Consider the following 19,929-nt stretch of genomic DNA (forward strand, 5'->3'; position numbering starts at 1 on the left):
GAGAGGCTCCGCCAACGAGTCCGCGTACTCCTGCGGAGGACAAGCTAGCAGGAGCGTCTGTCTGCGACACGCTATTCGCGTTCGTAGAGAGCGTCTTTTGGATTAAATTTCAATTCTTTAATCCAAAATCCAAAATCTAAAATTGAATTGCTCCATGCCCAATTATGCTAGGGCTGGTACAGGAATTTCCAGGTGAGGATATAAGGGGAAGCGATCGCACAATGCTGCTACCCTTTGCCGACAATCTTGGGTTACTACCTCGGAATCTGGAGAAAGCAGGCGATCGCTAATAATATTTCCAATCTCGGTAAATTCTGCTACTCCTAAGCCTCGCGTGGTCATTGCCGGCGAACCTAACCTCAGTCCACTGGTAACAAAGGGGGATTGCGGATCGAAGGGAACAGTATTTTTGTTAGCAGTAATATTCACTGTACTGACTAGCTGATCCGCCTGCTTACCAGTTAGACCGATAGAACGTAAATCTACCAAGATTAAATGGTTATCAGTGCCATTTGACACTAGCTTTAAACCCCGGTTTTGCAGTTGTTCAGCCAAAGCACGAGCATTTTCAATCACTTGGGCAGAATAGGTTTTAAACTCAGGCTTCAGGGCTTCTCCAAAAGCTACTGCTTTACCAGCAATGACGTGTTCCAATGGCCCGCCCTGGCTGCCAGGAAAAACAGATTTATCTAGCTTTTTACCTAGTTCTGCGTCGCTGGTTAAAATTAAACCACCTCTAGGGCCACGTAGAGTCTTATGGGTAGTTGTTGTCACCACATGACAATGAGGAATGGGATCGGGATGAAGACCACTCGCAACTAAACCAGCAATATGGGCAATATCGGCAAGTACGTAAGCGCCGATTTCATCAGCAATGCTACGGAACTTTTCAAAATCAATTATCCGGGGATAAGCAGAATAACCACAAATCAAGAGCTTAGGACGCTCCCTCAGCGCCAGCTCCCGAATTTGATCGTAGTCTAGTTGTTCTGTTTGTTGGCTGACACCGTAGTGGCTAACTTGGAACCACTTACCTGAGACATTTACAGGGGAACCGTGGGTAAGATGTCCCCCATGAGACAAATCCATTCCCATAATTTTGTCCCCTGGTTGCAGCAACGACAGGAACACTGCAAAATTGGCTTGTGCGCCAGAATGAGGTTGCACATTCGCATGAGCAGCACCAAATATCTGTTTAGCGCGGTTGATCGCTAGTTGCTCGATTTTGTCGATATACTCACAACCGCCATAGTAGCGTTTACCAGGTAATCCCTCGGCATATTTATTTGTCAGTACTGAACCTTGAGCCGCCAGTACAGCAGCAGAGGTAAAGTTTTCACTAGCAATCAACTCCAAGTGATCTCGCTGACGCTGTAGTTCGTCGTTGATTAACTCTGCGATCGCTGGATCGGTGGAGGTAAGAAAGTCTGAGTTAGTCTTAGTCACTTCAATTATCCTTATGGAAATTTGTACAACGGCTGATTTTGATTGGATACAGCACCTAACAGTCCACTCTCAAAAGTTTATAGCCCAAAGTCTATAGTTCAATGATTTTTGACTGCTCTACAGAGGCGATTAATCGTCTCCGTACTATTGAGGTTTTTTTGTGCCAACTTATTTATTATTAGACAATTAATTATCATAACGTTGCTTTTTGAAGCTGTGCTAAAGAAAGCTTGTTGCTCCGGCGTAGCCCGTCGGAGACATCGCTCCTCTGTAGGACAAAAAGCTGAACGCTTCCGCAATTGACTGTGCGTAATACAACGCTTGCGGAACATGGCTACTGCTTCCTGGCAATAATTGGGGTGACGAGTCTCCTTGGATATCTCAGGTCGCAACTTTGCTGGCCAATAACGCGCCTTCGGTAACTGTACTTTTGAATGGTGGCGAGATTAGCTTTGAGGATGCGTTTTCTAGTGTTAGTGCTGGAAGGTTAGTTGTTGTGATTGCTGGTAGTGGTAGAACCGCAGATATACTTGCAGATGCCTTGCGGGGAAAGGCTACCGATGAGCGAGCTAAAAAGTTAGCTAAATCTGGTAAATTACAATATATCGACTTAATCGACATAGAGAAGGGAGTTGAAAACTTAGGCGAAATAATTAAGGGTTTACTTTCTAATTAAGAGTGAATAATCGTAAAAAAAGATAGTTATCATGTATTTTTAAAATTATGAATTTTAAATTCTAGATGAAAAACATAATTAGAATAATTATTCTCATCCTCTCTGGATGTCAATTATATACTTAATATCTGAAAAGATTATGTCAAAAGGTAGATGCACTGATGCTAAATCGAAAAACTGCCCATTAAATATTTGACAAACTCTTGGATTTCTTTATTGGGAAACGTATTAATCCCCAATATCATTTCAACTATATAGAGCGCCGCAAGCAGCAAAGGTATTAATACCAAAGAATATCTTATTAGGAAGATACTATTTACAGGTTTGAAAATTGTATCTTTTCGGTTCTGTTTTGACCTCTTTTCTTTGCCAAGTAAAAAAACTGCATAAAAGCGTTTTTTAATGAATGGGATAGAAAGCCTGATATCCACAGCATGACGCTTGCTAACCCGCTCTTTAAATACCTTTTGTAATTCTGTCAATTGGGCATCGGTAAAGGTAGCTACTACTTCAGGAGGAATACAGGCGAAAAACTGTTGTAGAAAAGTGTCATTTTTAGACGAATATTTAGTTAAACGGTTTCTAGACATATTGTTTTTATTGTCGGTGTGAATAAGCTTTAAAACATCGGACTGTGTTGATCATCCCAACACTTTTCATTACGCCAAGTTCTGTTAGTGTGTTCGCATTCAGATTTATCGAAAATCCAAGGAATAGATGTAGGGTAAGCCGAAGTGGAGATGGGACTAAATGAAGACCATAAAAAAGAGAAAATAGTGAAGCTACAACTCAATAGAATGGCTAAAAATCCTGTTAAGAATATGATATTGCCTGTATTAAAAAGAGGATATATACCTTTTTCATTTTGCAAGCGCTGTTGCGAACGACGTTCCGAACCTGCTAATAAAACTAGATAAAATCGTAGTCCGGGAATAGGGACTGAAACTCTTATATCTAAAGAATGACGCGCCCCAACTTGAGAGCCGAAACCCCTTTGTATCGCTTTTAGTTGCTCATCAGTGAAAGAGTTTGCTATTTGAGGATTAATCTTAGAAAAAAGTCGTTCAAAAATAGGATCAATATGTTCTATACTTTTCATTGTTGTGGTTGACTGGATGCGGGCATTCTAAGAATAACGCAATTTTCTAGCTCCGTCTTTGATATATACACTGAAAAAGTATCAATTTATAACTTAAAATCAATGATTGGTTTACGGTTTAATTACTTAATTTTAGAGCTTAATTCACTTCAGATATTTTTAATTCTTCCCGAAAGTTTAATCTAAAAAAAGTTTTGATAAATTTTAGGCGATCGCAATTAGTAATATAGGGCACAATCCAGTTCAGTTAGCGTCAAAAACCATAAACTGCGTAGGTTGGGTTTCGTTCCTCAACCAAACATTTTCGGTGGTTTGTTGGGTTTCACTTCCCTACGGGATGCTACGCGTTCGTTCAACCCAACCTACGATTCTCCTTACTTAAGCCAAGCGTAGTAATATATGGCAATCCGCTTGGATTAAGTCTTAACCCAAACGGTATTGCTCAATAGATTTCCTGACAAAAATCCGAATAAAAGCAAAAGGTCTAATCGTAAGCGTTCAGGTAAAGGCGCAAAGATGTGCTTTGCACCTTTATGTGAAATTACGATCCAATCTTGGGTGCAGTATCAAAAGGGCCGGCGGTGACAATCACCAGATTTCCCGGCTTAATTAAATCCTCAATTGCCTGTTGTATCTGAGTCATAGTGACTGCTTGAATCCTCTGGGGAAAGTCTCGGATTTCTGATCGTGAAAGTCCCAAGACAGCATTATCCAAAATCATGCTTGATACATCACTGGGATTAGCTAAATCCACAGGGTAGCTATTGGTAATTGAGCGTTTTGCCGCGTTGAATTCACCCTCAGTTACTCCTTGTTCGCGCAACTGTTTGAGTAAAGCCAGAGTACTGGCGATCGCTTTTTGAGTATCTCCAGGGGCAGTCTGCATCTGAATCAAGAACGGGCCGGGATTGATTCCGGCGGCAAAACCACTATAGATACCGTAGGTCAAACCTTGGCGATCGCGTACTTCCGTACCCAAGCGGCTCGATAAGGTATCACCACCCAAAATTTGATTCAGCACCAGTGCTGCATAAAAACGCGGGTCTTTCCGAGAGATGCCGTTATAGCCGATGTAGGTAACAGCCTCTGTTTTACCAGGAATTACTTTGTTTAAACGTGTCAAAGTTTGCGGTAATGGCACGGATGCTATTTTCAGCACAGGTGGCTTACCTGTGGCTTGCCATTTGCCAAACTGCTGATTTAGCAAAGCTTTTACCTTAACTGGCTCAAAGTCTCCAACTAAGGCGATCGTTGTGCCGTCTGGTCGGTAGTGTGTCTGGTAAAAGCCAAGCAAATCATCACGAGTAATGCTCTTTAAGCTCTCGGCTGTGGGAAAGCTATGGAATGGATGATTTTCTGGGTAAATTGCTTGCTGAAATAGTTGTCGTCCCAGTCCTTTGGGATCATCTTGCTGGACTTTGAGACTTGTCAACGCCCTCTGGCGACTCAGTTCTAACTGGTCGGCTGGGAAAGTGGCGTTTTCTAACACATCTGCTAGAGTTTGAATCAATATCGGCAGGTTTGCGGAAAGCCCCTGACCACTAACGCTAACTCCTTCGCGGCTAGCACTGAAGTCTAAACTGGCTCCCCGGTCTTCTAAGGTTTTTGCGATCTTAAGAGCATTTTTAGTCTGCGTCCCATTCATTAAGTTGTTCGCAGTCAGATTTGCTAATCCAGCTTTTTGATTGCCGTCAAATTCAGCACCGGCGTTAAGTTGTCCACTCAGGTTAATCGTGGGGAGGTTGCGATCGCCCAAGAGCAGAACCCGCAAACCATTATTTAAGGTAAACTCTTCTGGGAGTGGTTGTTTGCCCAAATCTGTAGCTGATGTGGCAGGTGGGAGATATTTCGCCAGTTCTGCTGGATCTACAGGCTTACCGGGGCTGAAATTTTCCACCGTGCGACCAGAAGCAGCGCTGGAAGTTCCTGGTTTACCATCTGGTTGAGTTGGCTCAAAGAAGCCGATGGTTTGTTTAGCCGGATTGAGGTAAGTTTTTGCTACTTGCTGGACTTGAGCAGGGGTGACTTTAGCGATCGCAGCCAGATACTTTTCTATAAAACGATAATCTCCCGCCACAGTTTGGTTATATCCCAGTTGAGTAGCTTGACTAGTGATGTCTTGATTACCCAAAATATACGAGGCTTGCAGTTGCGTCTTCGCCCGGTTCAATTCTTCTGTGGTGACTGGCTGCTGTTGCAATTTTGCTAAAGATTCCTGAAGCACCTGGGCAATTTTCCCCAACTCTTGACCCGGAGCCGCCGTAGCATCAATTTGATACCAACCCGGTTCGATAAGTTCGGCAGCACCCCCACTCGCTGAACTAGCGAGTCCAGATTCCACCAAAGCCTGGTAAAGTCTAGAGCTACGTCCACCTGTGAGGATGGCATCCATCACATCAATTGCCGGGACATCAGGATGCTTGATATCTGTTAACGGATACACCGCTTGCAGCAGTGCCGCACTTCCAGGTTGCTTCAACACGATCGGCGCTTTTTTAGCAACAGAGGTAGCAGCAGTCACCTGGGCGGAATTTCTTGCCACAGCCGTCTTGGGTCGTTTTGGCAACTTACCGTAAGTTTCTTTCACAAATTTGAGTGCAGGTTCTGTGGCAAAATCCCCGGTAATCACCAGCGTCGCATTTTCTGGGCTGTAGTAGGTTTGGTAATAATTCCGCACCTGCTCCACCGTGAATTTCTCTACATCTGCTTTTGTGCCTCCCACAGGTAAGCCATAGGCTCTGGTAGGGAAAGCATCTCGCATCACTGCCCGATCCAGACGAAAGGCTGGTGAATTTTCGTACCCCTGTAACTCGGAGATCACCACTCGCTTTTCACTTGTGAGTTGCTCAGTCCCAATTAAGGAATTTTCCATGCGATCGGCTTCCAGTGTCAACAATGCTTCGAGCTTGTCTCGTTGGACTGTGCCAAAGTAAGCTGTTTCGTCATAACTAGTAAAGGCATTGAACTGGCTACCCAAGGCACTAAATAACCTGCCAAACTGTACAGGACGGTCAGTTGTACCCTTGAACATCAAATGTTCTAGCTGGTGAGAAATGCCATTCTCTCCTTTAACCTCGTTACGTGAACCAACTTTATACCAAACTTGCACACTCACCACTGGAGCGGTATGAACTTCTTTGGTCAGCACTGTTAAACCGTTCTCTAATACGGTTTTTTGTACCCCTTGGGTGAATGAGAGAGCAGATACAGGTGCGACTGCTGTCGGTGTTGCCGCATTGGTGAAATTGCCCGAAAAAGGCACAATACTTAAAAGAAGGCTGAGAAAAAAGCCTACAAGCATATATGAGCGTAGCTTCATAAGCAATGGGAAATGCAAAATTTCTAATTATAAAACAAAACCTTAGTACCGCTTTCTGGAAGTCAAAAGATTTACATACTCGGCTTTTTTACCATTTTCAATGGTAGCTTCATTTCCGCCATGCCGTAATAGTCCGTTTTCAAGTTTACCTATTTGCAAGACACCTACGAGCAATAGCCCACAACGAGGGTATAAAAATCCCTTTCCTTATTTTTTGCCACTTCTTCTCTATCAAGACAGATGTAACTTTAGGCACTAGTACAAATTATTACAAGTATATTAACAACGATTGCGATGTGTTTCATTTGACAAGTTTTCCGGAATATCCACTTTTATAATTGGTTTCATTCTTATTGTCATCCCATCAGGGTAGATATCTTTGTCAAACTAGGAATAACTTTTTTAAATATGCAAACAAGAAACTTAATTGCATCATTTACATTAGGTATAACCTTAGCAGCAATACCTGTATTACAATCTCATGCCTTAGAAGAAAAAACACCGAACTTGTATAATTTCACAGGGTATAATTCCAAAGGCGAGAAAGTCAGTATTAATTACTCAACGTCAAGCTTTACTGGTAAGCCTCTTTTCAACTATCAAGAGCAGAAACAGACATTAAACTTTACGGGAAATGAGATCCGTAGTGTAGATACGGAAATTGGTACACTAGTTACTGTGACTATTAAAAAGACAATAGACACTGGCAACACCACATTTACCTTGCTCATACCTCGTGTAAACCTTGGATCTAGCAACGAAGTAAAAGTTGAAACTAAAGGAATCACCACAATCAACCGCTTTTCTGTGATTCCTCAATTCAACCAGGGACAGAAACAAATTTATACAACAATCCATCTGAAAGGGACAGCCCAAGCTGTGGCGTTTTAAGCACAAGAGAGTTAAATAAATTAAACTTCTTGCTCAGATGGAGGAAAGCATTAAGGGTGAAGGTAAATAATTGTTTCCTCCACCCTTACTGCTTAACCTGATTGCCTTTTAATTTGGCATCTGGGTGATAACATCTTTTGATAAATCTCTGATTACAACAGATTTTCCAACTTGTCATTTTTATGAGCGATCGCATTTATAGAGTGATAATTATTTGATGCGACTGGGTAGACCAGCAAAAAAATTGTAGGTTGGGTGGAGGCTTTGCGTAACCCAACATCCTGATAATCAGTTGGGTTGCGCTCTGCTCCACCCAACCTACGTCTGATGCACTATTTTAGCCTAGACAGTCCAAAATAGTGCATTTCAAAAATCTTATACTAGTCCTATAGAGTGATATTAGTTGATGCGACTGGGTAGACGAGTTATGGTTCGCCATTTTGCGCGAGGAATGGTATTCAGTGTCTTGCCCCTGAATATACAGCAGTTATAATAAATGGTATCAATATTTGGTTGCACTTATCGCTATGGAACGCGAAGCCCTAACAATTCGGTTTCCGGCTGATTTACTTGTCAAAGCTAAGAAAATTAAAGAGGGTAGCGAATCCCTGAATGATTTAGTGGTTGAAGCTTTAGAACGTGAGGTAAGCCGCCGCAGGGGATGGGCAGCCCATCAACGGATAATTGCCCGCAGCGAAACCGTTACTAAAACTGGGATACAACCAGCCTCTACAGATTTGATTCGCAGCCTCAGAGAGGACGAAGGGCGACGTGACTAGAGTTTTGTGTAATGAAGCAACTGAAGAATTGTTGAAAATAGAGGGTTTTAAAGAAGCGTTTGCTAAAGCAAAGAACAATGTTGAAGAAGGTAAGATAATTTCTGTTGACCAACTACAACGAAAATATTAAGTATATGTTTATGAATAATTTTAAGATGTATTTTAAAACTAGGTAATTTAAGCGATGCCTACGGCGGTAAACTACGCTCTCTCCCCTCTTCTCTGCAATTACCGTTTAATTTGCTTAGGAAAGTTAGGAACTAACAAAGATTGCTCTAATTCACCTTGCTCATTATAGAATTTCATTTGACCTTGTTCATTACATAACCATACTTCCACAGCTTGAGCTTCTAAATATAAATTTCTTTTAAATTCCATTTCTTCCAAAGTGTTACCACTGGATTTGACTTCTACACAAATTTCTGGTGCAATAGATGCTGATACTTCATCTTCAATTTGAGAAAATCGTTCCTCTGAACACCAGACAACATCAGCAACTTTCACGCCGTCTGATGTGTTGATAGCACATTCTGGCATCACTTCTCCTGTATTCAATAAAGATTCTAATAAACGTTGGATTCTTCCTTGATAAAAAGAATGTTTAATTTTGACTGGACTCATTACGATTTGACCCCATTTATTTAATTCAATTTTGAAGGGTAAATCTTGTAATTGTTTGTGTTCACAAACTTCTTCCCATCTCATAATTAATATTTGCCTAGAGTGATTGATTTAATTTTAACTTATCTATAGCAACACGATTTAATTTTTGAAATCCACTGGATTTAGATCCCCGACTTCTTCAAGAAGTCGGGGATCTAAGCAGCAACTTTTGCTTAAGTAAGTGCCATTCCACCCTACAAATAAATTAACCCCTAAACTTCAACATCCAAAGTACGCACCAAAAAAGCCCATTTATCGGCGGCTTCTTCAATAATTTTAGCTGTGGGTTTACCCGCACCATGTCCGGCTTTAGTCTCAATTCTAATTAGCGTTGGCGCATCACCAGCGTGAGCCTCTTGTAAAGCTGCGGCAAATTTGAAACTATGAGCAGGGACAACGCGATCGTCATGATCGGCTGTGGTAATTAAGGTTGCTGGGTAAGCTGTATCTGGTTTGATGTTGTGTAGTGGCGAATAAGCATATAGCGTTGGAAACTCTTCTGGATTATCTGCTGAACCATATTCGGAAGTCCAAGCCCAACCGATGGTAAATTTGTGGAACCGCAACATATCCATCACGCCGACTGCTGGTAAAGCTGCACCAAACAAATCGGGACGTTGAGTTATGCAAGCACCCACTAATAAACCGCCGTTACTACCACCTGCGATCGCTAGCTTCTCAGTCTTAGTATACTTGTTAGCAATCAACCACTCAGCAGCGCCAATAAAGTCATCAAAGACATTCTGCTTTTTCTCTTTCATTCCTGCTTGATGCCATTCTTCGCCGTATTCTCCACCACCGCGTATATTCGGCATAGCATAGACACCACCCATCTCCATCCATATCAAAAGACTCACAGAAAAACCAGGTGTCATTGAGGCATTAAAACCGCCATAAGCATAGAGATAAGTGGGGTTATTCCCATCCAATTTCATGCCCTTTTTGTGGGTAATAAACATGGGGACTTTAGTACCATCTTTGCTGTCATAAAAGACTTGTTTAGTCTCGTAATCAGCAGGATTAAAATCTACTTGTGGTTGGCGAAAAACTGTACTTTTCCCACTTATCATATCGTAGCGATAGATAGTTCCTGGTGTGGTGAAACTGGTGTAACTATAAAAAGTTTCGGTATCATGACGCTTACCACCAAAGCCACCTGCTGAACCGAGTCCAGGTAGTTCTACCTCGCGTACAAACGCACCTTTGAGGTCAAAAATTTTGATTTGGCTGTGAGCATCTTTGAGGTAATCAGCAACAAATTGGTTATTGAGTATGCCTACACTTTCCAAAGTTTCCGCAGATTGGGGAATGATTTCTCGCCAATTTTCTGGCGCAGGGTTTTTGGTGTCAATCGCAATCACTCGTCCGCGTGGAGCATTTAAATCCGTGCGGAAATAAAACACGTTATCATCATTGTCGATAAAGCTGTAATCTGCCTCAAATTGGTTAATTAGTTCTACGACTTCAGCATTAGGGTTAGTCAAATCTTTAAAGAAAAGCAAATTTCTGGGGTCAGTTCCCAGCCAAATTGAAATTATTAGATAGCGTCCATCTTCAGTAACACCACCACCAAAACCCCATTCCTTTTGGTCAGGACGATGATAAATTAGTATATCTTCTGATTGGGGTTTACCTAGTTGATGATAGTAGAGCTTTTGATAATAGTTAACATCTTCTAATTGAGTTTTTTCATTCGGCTCATCGTAGCGACTGTAGAAGAAACCTTGATGATCATGTGTCCACGATGCACCAGAAAATTTAATCCATTTCAGGTGGTCTTGGAGGTCTTCACCAGTTTCGACATCGCGGACTTTCCACTCTTGCCAATCAGAACCAGAGGCAGATAGACCGTATGCTAAAAGTTTAGCATTCTCGCTAATAGACAATCCTGAAAGAGCAACAGTGCCATCTTCTGAAAGTTTATTAGGGTCGAGTAAAACTTTGGGTTGGTCGTCGAGGGTTTTCAGAGTGTAGAGGACACTTTGGTTTTGCAGTCCGTCATTTTTAAAATAAAAGTAGCGATCGCCCGAACCGTCTGGCAGAGATTCGCCTTCTTTAAAAGGGATACCATATTTTTCATAATCCCAAAGTTTGGTGAGGCGCTGTTTAATTTTTTCTCTGGTAGGAATTTCACTCAAGTAGCCAAAAGTAACTTGATTTTCTGCTTCAATCCAAGTCCTTGTTTCTTCAGAGTCAGGATCTTCTAACCAACGGTAAGGATCTGCGACTAAAGTACCGTGGTAGTTATCGACTTGATTGCTCTTGTGGCTAGATGGGTAGGTGAGAGGTTTTTCAGAGGAGGACATAATCTCAGGTCAAAAGTGCTTCTTTACATACTACAAAGATAGACCCAAGACGTGGGGCATACACTGACCAAACCTGCGGAAAAATTCCCATTCAAAAGAGTACCTGCTGAGGTACTACTAACCAGCAAGCAGTCCTGTTAGGATTTTAATCAGCAAGCAAGTATAAACCAATACGCTTGGTTTAGTGATATTTTGCCCCGGAAGATCCCCCAACCCCGCGATAAATTGGTTTGCTCTAGTTCCCTGCTTTTTAAGGAGGGTTAGGGAGGATCAAGCCTTAACCTTTTTGCCTACTGGTAACAGCAGCATTTAGTAGACTACTTGCCACCAACCGAAGGCTGGGCCGATAAAACGGATAGTTGCCCATCCTACAACCATCAGTCCAATGCCTATCCAGGCACCACGACTAGTCCAACTCACAAAAAGTTCGGCTTGAGTTTTTGTGATCGGAAGCCAAGGCAAGATCCGAGTCTCTTTACCGTATGTTTCCCCTAGTGTGCTTTTACGACGCTTTGCTTCACCCATAATCAGCAACTCAAATTTTATTTAGGTTCTAAATTTATCTTGCCAGAAATCATGTCTACAGAAAGGCGATGAATCGCATCACCTTCATTTCATAAGCTGATAATAATGCTTGCTTTTGAACGATCGCGCTTTGGTTGACAAAATTTAAATCGGGCATGGGGCATTGAACTTTAAGCGGAATTTTCTTCACTAGTGTTAGAAAACAGACTCGGATCGAGATAGTTAATCCGTGCTAGAGGACTTAAAGCTGCGAGAATTTGAGCGCCGTAGCTACGGTTAACCACACGACTATCAAGTAAAGCAACGATTCCTTGACTTTCTCTGACTGGAGCGATCGCCCGTTGTAATTCATTCAAGGCTGCTGGCAACAAATATAAACGAAACCAATCTTGATGCGATCGCTTATAACGAGCTACCCTACCAGCTACTAGAGGATTTTCCAAAGATGGTAGAGGCAAAGTAGCAATTATTAACAGATGAGGTGCCGGCAAGACTCGTTGATGTTCTCGCCAAAATTCCCAACCGCTAATCAAAATGCCATTTTCATCTAAACAAGTTTTTTCTACTTGCACCCGCGAACCAAACTCTGAGGCCAAAATTGTCGCAACTTGAGACTTCAGTGGTACATCCCCTACCAAGACAACCGTCAATCCCGGTGCTGTAGCACTTAGACAAACCAGTGTGCGGACTTTGTGAATAAATGCCGCTTGAAATTCTGGCGTGTTAGGTAGGGGCAATTTATAAGGTACATACAGTTGAATTGCTTCTGCTTGACTTTCCGAAGAGAACTTCAGGCAAGTTAAATCGTCCAAACCCAGGCGCTGTCGGAAAAGAGGAGCCTCAGTTTCCGGTTCTATAGCGCTGCCAATTAAAACTACTGGTTGTCGCTGCCAAATGGGCGAGAGTATTTCGCCTAATTCCATTGGGGCGTAGTGCAAAGAAAATAAACCTTGTCGATGGGCAATAGTCGCCCAAAAAAGAGGAGGGGAGGCAGGGGGAGAATTTTCATCAAGGGTTTGAAATTGTTTCCAGAATTGTTTCCAAGGTTCTGGTAGTTCTTGTACTGACTCTAAAGCAGAATAAAGACGGCTTAAAATTTCTATTTCTGGCTGGGAAATTAGATAGCATTCATAGGGATTGACAGGATGCTGAAAAAGTTCGTGTGTTAGTTGTATCCGTGCTTCACGAATTGCCTCAGCTTGGTTTGGGCAAGCCAGCATGAGTTGATCCCAATCATGGGGTTGAATATCTTGGGTGAGTTGATCACGCACCCAATCTTCTAAATCATCTACCCCATCAATAATTGTGGGGATACCTTGGGGAAAGCACGAGCCACCAGCAAATTGTCCTCTTAACCAAGCTTCTGGGGAGGTTAACAGTAGCCCTTGGAACTGGGTACCAGGCCAAGCGTCACCTGTTCTAATCGCTTTGTTGGCTGGTAGCCACTGTTGTAGGCGGGGAATTTCCACCCGCAGCAGAAGTTGCTGCACCGCTTCTTGAGCAACAATAATTACAGGGCCATGCCACATTAGAGCTGATGCTACGAAACTAGTACGATACCGCCCTTGATAGCCACAAACTGCCCCTACTTGAATTAGGGCGCTACGTCCCAGGCGCAAGGCGCGTGCTACCAACCGTGCCATCGTCAAATGATGGGGCCAGGAAGGGAACCCCGCTTGCGATCGCAAAAAGTTATGTAGTGACAAATGAACTTCTGCCTCAATCACACGCTTTTAATTCCATACAAAGTGACTTTTACGAACAAAGCCCCATTTCTATTATGTTGTCATTTGTCATTGGTCATTTGTCCAAAACTAATGACCAATCACCAATGACTAATGACCAATCACCCAATACCCTGAATTATGCCAACTTACACAGGAATTTCCAGCGAAGCCTTCAGGCATCCACTAGATCGGCAAGCCGAGCAAGCTTTACGAAATTTACCGGGATTTGATTTAATCGCTCGTAAATTTGTGGAATTTATCTACGAACGCCCTCAATTAGTCTATCTAATGGGTAACACCATCCAAGTCGGGCCGCGTCAATATTCCACTATTTACCAAATGTTTCGGGAATGCGTCCGAGATTTGGACATTTACCCAGAACCTACACTGTTTGTCTCGCAAAATCCCCAAGCAAATAGCTATGCGCTGGGGCAAGAAAATCCTTACATAGTCATAAATACAGGGATACTAGACTTACTAGACGAAGCCGAGATTCGGGCAGTGTTAGCCCATGAACTGGGGCATATTAAATGTGGTCATACTATTTTAATTCAAATGGCGATGTGGGCAATGAGTGCTGCTTCTGCCTTGGGAGAATTGACCTTTGGCATCGGTAATCTTGTCACACAAGGCTTGATTTACGCCTTTTTTGAGTGGCGGCGTAAAGCCGAGTTATCGTCAGATCGCGCCGCACTACTAGTGATGGATGACTTGAATCCCGTGATGTCAACGATGATGAAACTCTCTGGCGGTAGTAACAAATATGCCAATGAATGTAGTTTACAAGAGTTTATCAAGCAGTCAGAAAATTATCAGGCACTGGATGAAGATGGACTAAATCAGGTGTATAAATTCTTAATGTACAATGGCGCTCAGGGTACGATGTTGACTCATCCTTTCCCAGTTGAACGCTTGCATTACTTACGAGCCTGGGCAGTATCCGAAGAATATCAGCAAATTCGCCGCGGAAATTATCAGCGATCGCCCGCCGCCGGAGCAGTAAATGTTGCAGCAGAATCTTCCGCGAATGAAACAGAAACTTTGCGCCGTCAAATTGAAGAATTACAACGAGAAATCGACAGAATGAGAAGACCTAAGTAAATTGTTTTAGGGTGCGTTAGACAAGCCTAATGCACCACATCCATTTTACCCAATAGGTTACACGCACCGTAACCCTACCTTTGTTCGGTGATTACTACTTTCTTTTATGTTTGAGAGCTAACCTTTGCCACTCTAGTTTTTTTGGATACCCTCAAAGCGGATAAGTAGGCGGGCATAATTAAACATAAGATGTCATTGCGAGGAACGAAGCAATCCCAGTCTTTGCGATTGCTTGTCTGCGACACGCTGTTCGCGAACGTCGTTCCTCCTCTCTACGAGACGCACTCGCGTTCGCAATGACAAAACATATTATATTTATTTACGCCGATCTACTTAATATTTTCTAGCTGGACTACTATCCTCTTGAGGGTGGGATAAGTCCAAGATTCAAAATTAAGACTTAAAAATTGCTTGACTATATCTCAGCATTAAATTAGATGTGGGCATTTCTCAATATGGCAATTCACTTGATAAAACGGCTATTTGTGTTCGCTGCTATTCTAGCTCTTGTGCTTTTCATGCCGGGAATTGCCTTAGCTGCACGCGTTCAACTCCATACTACTTCTGGTGTCATTTTCGGCCAAACTACCAAAACTGTAAGCTACTCCACCTCGTCGGAGATTAACCTGACTCCCCTACAAAGCCAACAACTCCAGGCTGTGCGTCAGAGAAGAAACAAGGAAATTGGGGCAGTCTTAAACCCATCGCAACGTGCCCAACTTACTCACAATCTCCGGGCTGGTAATAATATCAATCAAGCCCTAGTAAAACTGAATTTGCAACCAGAACAGCAAGAGTTGGTAAAGGCGATCGTACAATTTACTAACTTGAAACTGAAAGCAATTTCCTCTAGGCATTCGCTCAAATTAGAGCAAAAATGAAGTTTTTCTTTGATAGTAAAATATTCAGCCTTTGTCAGAGAAGATATCATAATATTTCCTCTGATCGCCTTTTGGATAAAATCCGATCAAGCGATCGCACTTTTTCTTCTAAGTATCTTATAGTTCAGTTCTGTATAGTCAAATATAGTCAGACATGGCTTTGTATAAACTGCCACTGCATTCACAGAACCTTAAAAGCATCTAGAATCGGGTGACGATAATTTGTTGCTGAGTTTAATCTGCCCAGACTGTTTAAATACTTTTTTAGAAGTTGCTTGCTCCCCAAAATATCAGTGCAAAATTTAATTTTATACTTCGATAGCTGCCTGATTTATAGCGTAATTACTATTGACAAAACTAATTTTGCCTTGAACTGTCAGGAATGGTGTACGAGTAAAATTTTCTGAATAACATAATATAACTAATGTATAAGTTCTGTGATCTATCTAAGGAATTTAGCTGAATCAGTGCTAATCATCCAGTATAGTTTTGCATGGGTTTATAGCAGCTACAAGGCTGCTACCTTCAACCTAGTTCGACATACCGTAATTCAGCACATCACAGACTCAAAAAATGAAATATCGGGGTTTTCACATTTCTAAGGCGAAAAATTTTTGCCTTCTTTCTAGCAGTCATCTCAGATATACTTTGCGCGTGGGAGCCGGACTAACGGCAATGCTTGTTGTTTGTAGTGGGTCAATACTACTACCTGGTGAGGTTAATGCTGGTGCTACTCACCCAGAAGGTATCGGCTCAACTCTCACAGCGCAAGCTCCGGCAACAGCCGCAGTGATTTACGTTAATCCAGCAAATGGTGCAGATAGTGCTGGTGCTGGTACAACGTCAGCTGCACCCTACAAAAGCATCAGTTTCGCTCTCAGTCAAGCCCAACCAGGTGCAGTTATTCAATTAGCACCTGGGAACTATAACCAGGAAAGTGGCGAAACCTTCCCGCTCTTGCTTAAACCAGGGGTGACACTGCGGGGTGATGAACCTACTAAAGGTGAGGGGATATTGATTACAGGTGGAGGTTTTTACACTAGTCGCACCTTTGCCAGACAGGACATTACCATCCTTGCCGACCAAGATACGACGATCGCCGGTGTCACCGTCACCAACCCAAATAGCCGGGGTACGGGTGTGTGGGTGGAGTCAACTAATCCCACTATCAAAAATAGTACTTTTACTAACAGTGTCAGAGAGGGTGTTTTTGTTACGGGTACAGGCAATCCCAAAATTGAAAGTAACCAATTTGTGCAAAACAAAGGCAATGGGATTTCAATTGCTAAAGCTGCTCAAGGAGAAATTCGGAATAACTTATTTCAGGATACTGGTTTTGGTCTAGCGATCGGTGGCACTTCCACACCCCTAATTGTGGAAAACCAAATCATCCAAAACCAAGACGGTCTTTTTATCTCAGAGTCAGCCAAGCCCGTATTGCGTAACAATGTCATTCAGAACAATAAGCGAGATGGCTTAGTAGCAACTGTTAATGCTCTACCCGACCTTGGCACTAACGAAAATCCTGGCGGCAATCTTATCCGCAATAACACTCGTTATGATGTGAACAACGCCACTAAAACCGGTCAAATTATCGCTGTTGGCAACGATATCGATCAGAAAAAGATTTTCGGCTCAGTAGATTTTGTTGCCGCAACTGTTAAACCGCCTGGAGGGTCTGTCGCATTTAAAGATGTGCCAGCAAATTACTGGGCAAAAAACTACATCCAAGCTTTAGCCTCCCAAAATATTATTGCTGGCTTTCCTGATGGCAGCTTTAAACCCAATGAACCTGTAACCCGCGCTCAATTCGCCACTATTGTCACTAAAGCCCTAACACCATCAGCCAAACGCCCAGTGATTAAGTTTAAGGATGTAGCAAGCAATTTCTGGGCTTACGCTGCAATTCAATCTGCTTACCAGAGTCAATTTGTTTCTGGTTATCCCGATGGCACTTTTAAGCCACAGCAGCAAATTCCCAGAGTCCAGGCGTTAGTCTCTTTAGCTAATGGTTTGGGCTTAACTACGAATAATCAGAATGTCCTTTCCTTTTACACCGATGCTGCCCAGATTCCTAATTATGCGATCGCACCTGTTGCTGCGGCAACTGCACGGCAACTAGTGATCAACTATCCTACAGCGAAGCAACTCAATCCTAACCGTCAAGCGACTAGAGCCGAAGTTGCTGCCTTTGTTTACCAGGCACTCGTCAATGCTGGACGTGCTCAACCAATTCCTTCATCCTATTTGGTAACAGCTCAGTAAATGCGTAGTACCGCAAGGCGGAAGTCAAAAGTCAAAAGTCAAAAGTCAAAAGTCAAAAAGCTTTAATTTTGGGCTTTCTGGCTGTAATGAAATAGTAAGCTAAAACACATCTAAGAAAGCATATCAAAATTTTATCAATATCTTGTGGGGTCGGCATCTTGCCCGCCCTGATTATGCAACTTAAATGCCGATTAGCTTAGGTTTATTTACGCCATGCTGTACTAGTTAGCAAATTGGAAGCGCCAGGCTGATAATTTGTCAGTCTGGCGCTTCCAATATAGTGAGTTTTCTTAATTTTAGGGGTCTTTAAATATAGCTGACCCCATTCATTTGAATGTGATTGGGTTTATAGTCAGGGTCTTTATATTGGCTGACCCCGTTTCAACGCTTTCTAATTTCTCAGAAATTTTTGCTTTTTGGAATTTCCTAATAATTTTTTTATTTTTTCTCTCTCATTGCTCAGATAGTGAAATCAGTAACTTGCGATAAAATTATGCTTAATGGCTATCTGAACGTGAACCATGACTGAGCAATTTGAAAAACGTCTTGAATGGTGTCTAGTTGCAAATGTGATTTCGGAGCAACCGTTTGGTGAAAACCATGAAATCCAGTATGGGACAAAGCATTTCAGTCCAAACACAAAGGTTTACTGTTCTGCTCAAATTTGGGGTGATGGTTACGATAAAATAGTTGTTGTAGGTCGTCATCGTGGCTCATCCAAATTAGTCAAAATGATTATCCATGAGAAGCGACTAACTAATTGGCGGGCACAATATGTCTATTTACCAAAGCTAAAAGGATCGTTTTATATGCGGCCTTGGAGATCAAAAGAACAGGTAGAAGGATTCGCTAAGAGTATATACCAGTGGCGAGAAGCAAAAAATGCGAGTAAGAAAGGCTTTGAAAAATTCCATCCCAATGAAGTTTTGATTTATGCTCTTATACTTGATAGAGTTGCTGATGTGCAACAAGCAATTGAGCGAGGAGCAGATGTTAACCACTTAAGTCATGATAGACTTACACCTCTAACACTTGCTTTGAGTCGAGGCTCCTATTCACCCTTAACTCGCTCGTATTCACCCTTAACTCAGTTTCTCTTAGAGAAAGGTGCTGATCTTAAAACCATTAGCTATGAGTTTATTGAAAATGTCACCCAAAATCCATCGCTGTATCCTGAACCTGTATTCAGGTTAGTTGAGCAAGCAATTGATGAACTATTTCCACACTCTCAAAAGTTTGATTAACGTTTTTTTATTGTTGTAGTCTCGGCGTTGTGGCGATAATGTTAACACAGGGTTATCGATGCCCAGTTTGTAATTTCAACTGTTGAACTGCCTTCAGGCATTAGGATTTTTACCCGATTGGGGGCGTTGTTGCCGACGCTGTTCCCAGCGCCAGAGGAAGACCATTAGGGCAACGATCGCTACTTGGAGAGCTAAACTAGGCAAAGCGCTCTCAACATCCCGTCCGGCAAGCACTTGGAAGAAAAAGACGAATGCACCGAGTGAGCCAGAAGCACCGAAAGCGATATAGATAAATTGTCGTAAACCGCGATAAGGAGCAGCTATTTCTGCTTTGAGGCTGGCGTATTGTTCAGGATTAAGCCGATTTTTGGGATTTTGATCCACCATGATTAAATCATGTTATACTTACAGATTGTGTACGCCGATGTGGCTCAGTTGGTAGAGCAGCTGATTCGTAATCAGCAGGCCGTGGGTTCGAGTCCCATCATCGGCTTTGGTAAAAGCATTACTCAATAGTCAAGTTTGACATAAATCAATGTACAGTGACTAATTATCTGTCGTCGGTGACACATTGATATCGTTGTGACAAATTATTCTCATCAAACCTAATAATTCGCTTCCGTATGTATTGGTGACAATTTATTGTCATCTTTCTGGAAAGCAACAATTTATATATGGAGCTTAGATAGATTTAAACCCCTATTATGGGACTACTATTTGATTTTTGAAAAGATACGTAGGGGAGCCAGTCGCGTGGGCGGGTTTCCCGACTTGAGCGTTAGCAACGCCGGAGCGTCACTGGCGTTGTTTTATCGGCGAGAGTTCGGCACCAAATCCTTACGAATGGTGCGTTACGGATTTCATCCTAACGCAGCCTATTGGCGTGGCAAGGCTAAAATGTTGCAAAAAAATTGTAGGTTGGGGAGCCACTGCGTTGCGCGGGTTCCCCGCGTTGTAGCAAGTGGCGTTGGAGGCTTTGCGTAACCCAACATCCTGATATGTGTTGG

General features: G+C 42.5%; 19 protein-coding genes and 1 tRNA gene. 10 read left to right on the top strand and 10 right to left on the bottom strand.

The window, feature by feature from the left end:
* Window positions 1-162: 162 nt before the first annotated feature.
* Window positions 163-1,446, bottom strand: coding sequence for a serine hydroxymethyltransferase (gene glyA, locus HWQ23_RS18290; protein WP_292830699.1), 1,284 nt, complete (start codon window positions 1,444-1,446; stop codon window positions 163-165).
* A 337-nt stretch (window positions 1,447-1,783) separates the two neighbouring features.
* Here glyA and HWQ23_RS18295 point away from each other — a divergent pair, with 337 nt between their 5' ends.
* On the top strand, window positions 1,784-2,122 hold the full coding sequence (locus tag HWQ23_RS18295) for a hypothetical protein (protein WP_292830813.1): 339 nt from the start codon (window positions 1,784-1,786) through the stop codon (window positions 2,120-2,122).
* Between the two features lie 164 nt (window positions 2,123-2,286).
* Here HWQ23_RS18295 and HWQ23_RS18300 read toward each other — a convergent pair whose 3' ends face one another.
* From HWQ23_RS18300 to HWQ23_RS18310, 3 genes are all read right to left on the bottom strand, one after another.
* Window positions 2,287-2,712 carry a hypothetical protein gene (locus tag HWQ23_RS18300; protein ID WP_292830702.1) on the bottom strand — a complete coding sequence of 142 codons (426 nt, stop codon included), beginning with the start codon at window positions 2,710-2,712 and terminating at the stop codon, window positions 2,287-2,289.
* A 29-nt stretch (window positions 2,713-2,741) separates the two neighbouring features.
* Window positions 2,742-3,221, bottom strand: coding sequence for a hypothetical protein (locus HWQ23_RS18305; protein ID WP_292830705.1), 480 nt, complete (start codon window positions 3,219-3,221; stop codon window positions 2,742-2,744).
* A 541-nt stretch (window positions 3,222-3,762) separates the two neighbouring features.
* Window positions 3,763-6,540, bottom strand: a complete 2,778-nt coding sequence (locus HWQ23_RS18310; RefSeq protein WP_292830708.1) for a M16 family metallopeptidase — start codon at window positions 6,538-6,540, stop codon at window positions 3,763-3,765.
* Between the two features lie 408 nt (window positions 6,541-6,948).
* Here HWQ23_RS18310 and HWQ23_RS18315 point away from each other — a divergent pair, with 408 nt between their 5' ends.
* On the top strand, window positions 6,949-7,431 hold the full coding sequence (locus HWQ23_RS18315; RefSeq protein ID WP_292830710.1) for a hypothetical protein: 483 nt from the start codon (window positions 6,949-6,951) through the stop codon (window positions 7,429-7,431).
* A gap of 152 nt (window positions 7,432-7,583) precedes the next feature.
* Here HWQ23_RS18315 and HWQ23_RS18320 read toward each other — a convergent pair whose 3' ends face one another.
* Window positions 7,584-7,748, bottom strand: a complete 165-nt coding sequence (locus HWQ23_RS18320; protein ID WP_292830712.1) for a hypothetical protein — start codon at window positions 7,746-7,748, stop codon at window positions 7,584-7,586.
* Between the two features lie 210 nt (window positions 7,749-7,958).
* Here HWQ23_RS18320 and HWQ23_RS18325 point away from each other — a divergent pair, with 210 nt between their 5' ends.
* On the top strand, window positions 7,959-8,210 hold the full coding sequence (locus HWQ23_RS18325) for a YlcI/YnfO family protein (protein ID WP_292830714.1): 252 nt from the start codon (window positions 7,959-7,961) through the stop codon (window positions 8,208-8,210).
* Window positions 8,203-8,340: a hypothetical protein gene (locus HWQ23_RS18330; protein ID WP_292830716.1), complete on the top strand. Its 138-nt coding sequence runs from the start codon at window positions 8,203-8,205 to the stop codon at window positions 8,338-8,340. Before HWQ23_RS18325 ends, HWQ23_RS18330 begins: the two co-directional genes overlap by 8 nt.
* Window positions 8,341-8,438: 98 nt before the next feature.
* On the opposite strand, the gene HWQ23_RS18335 is transcribed toward HWQ23_RS18330, so the two are convergent.
* From HWQ23_RS18335 to HWQ23_RS18350, 4 genes are all read right to left on the bottom strand, one after another.
* Window positions 8,439-8,915: a Uma2 family endonuclease gene (locus HWQ23_RS18335; RefSeq protein ID WP_292830719.1), complete on the bottom strand. Its 477-nt coding sequence runs from the start codon at window positions 8,913-8,915 to the stop codon at window positions 8,439-8,441.
* Window positions 8,916-9,085: 170 nt separating this feature from the next.
* Window positions 9,086-11,179, bottom strand: coding sequence for a prolyl oligopeptidase family serine peptidase (locus tag HWQ23_RS18340; protein WP_292830722.1), 2,094 nt, complete (start codon window positions 11,177-11,179; stop codon window positions 9,086-9,088).
* Between the two features lie 309 nt (window positions 11,180-11,488).
* Window positions 11,489-11,704, bottom strand: coding sequence for a DUF2839 domain-containing protein (locus HWQ23_RS18345; protein ID WP_099104385.1), 216 nt, complete (start codon window positions 11,702-11,704; stop codon window positions 11,489-11,491).
* 170 nt (window positions 11,705-11,874) lie between these two features.
* Window positions 11,875-13,431, bottom strand: coding sequence for a helicase C-terminal domain-containing protein (locus HWQ23_RS18350; RefSeq protein WP_292830727.1), 1,557 nt, complete (start codon window positions 13,429-13,431; stop codon window positions 11,875-11,877).
* A gap of 138 nt (window positions 13,432-13,569) precedes the next feature.
* On the opposite strand from HWQ23_RS18350, the gene HWQ23_RS18355 reads away from it, so the two are divergent.
* The 4 genes from HWQ23_RS18355 (at window position 13,570) to HWQ23_RS18370 (ending at window position 18,922) form a co-directional block, all read left to right on the top strand.
* Window positions 13,570-14,532 carry a M48 family metallopeptidase gene (locus HWQ23_RS18355; protein ID WP_292830730.1) on the top strand — a complete coding sequence of 321 codons (963 nt, stop codon included), beginning with the start codon at window positions 13,570-13,572 and terminating at the stop codon, window positions 14,530-14,532.
* A gap of 455 nt (window positions 14,533-14,987) precedes the next feature.
* A complete protein-coding gene (locus HWQ23_RS18360) occupies window positions 14,988-15,413 on the top strand; it encodes a hypothetical protein (RefSeq protein WP_292830732.1) in 426 nt (141 codons plus the stop codon).
* Window positions 15,414-15,986: 573 nt separating this feature from the next.
* Window positions 15,987-17,678, top strand: a complete 1,692-nt coding sequence (locus HWQ23_RS18365; protein WP_292830735.1) for a DUF1565 domain-containing protein — start codon at window positions 15,987-15,989, stop codon at window positions 17,676-17,678.
* A gap of 521 nt (window positions 17,679-18,199) precedes the next feature.
* Window positions 18,200-18,922, top strand: a complete 723-nt coding sequence (locus HWQ23_RS18370; RefSeq protein WP_292830738.1) for an ankyrin repeat domain-containing protein — start codon at window positions 18,200-18,202, stop codon at window positions 18,920-18,922.
* Between the two features lie 93 nt (window positions 18,923-19,015).
* Here HWQ23_RS18370 and HWQ23_RS18375 read toward each other — a convergent pair whose 3' ends face one another.
* Window positions 19,016-19,309: a DUF3493 domain-containing protein gene (locus HWQ23_RS18375; RefSeq protein ID WP_292830741.1), complete on the bottom strand. Its 294-nt coding sequence runs from the start codon at window positions 19,307-19,309 to the stop codon at window positions 19,016-19,018.
* 33 nt (window positions 19,310-19,342) lie between these two features.
* Here HWQ23_RS18375 and HWQ23_RS18380 point away from each other — a divergent pair.
* Both HWQ23_RS18380 and HWQ23_RS18385 read left to right on the top strand, forming a co-directional pair.
* Window positions 19,343-19,415 (top strand) — tRNA-Thr (locus HWQ23_RS18380).
* Between the two features lie 224 nt (window positions 19,416-19,639).
* On the top strand, window positions 19,640-19,906 hold the full coding sequence (locus tag HWQ23_RS18385; RefSeq protein WP_292830743.1) for a hypothetical protein: 267 nt from the start codon (window positions 19,640-19,642) through the stop codon (window positions 19,904-19,906).
* Window positions 19,907-19,929: the final 23 nt, after the last annotated feature.

Origin of the sequence: Nostoc sp. JL33, from assembly GCF_017114985.1 — a bacterium.
In the GTDB taxonomy this organism is placed as follows: Bacteria; Cyanobacteriota; Cyanobacteriia; order Cyanobacteriales; family Nostocaceae; genus Nostoc.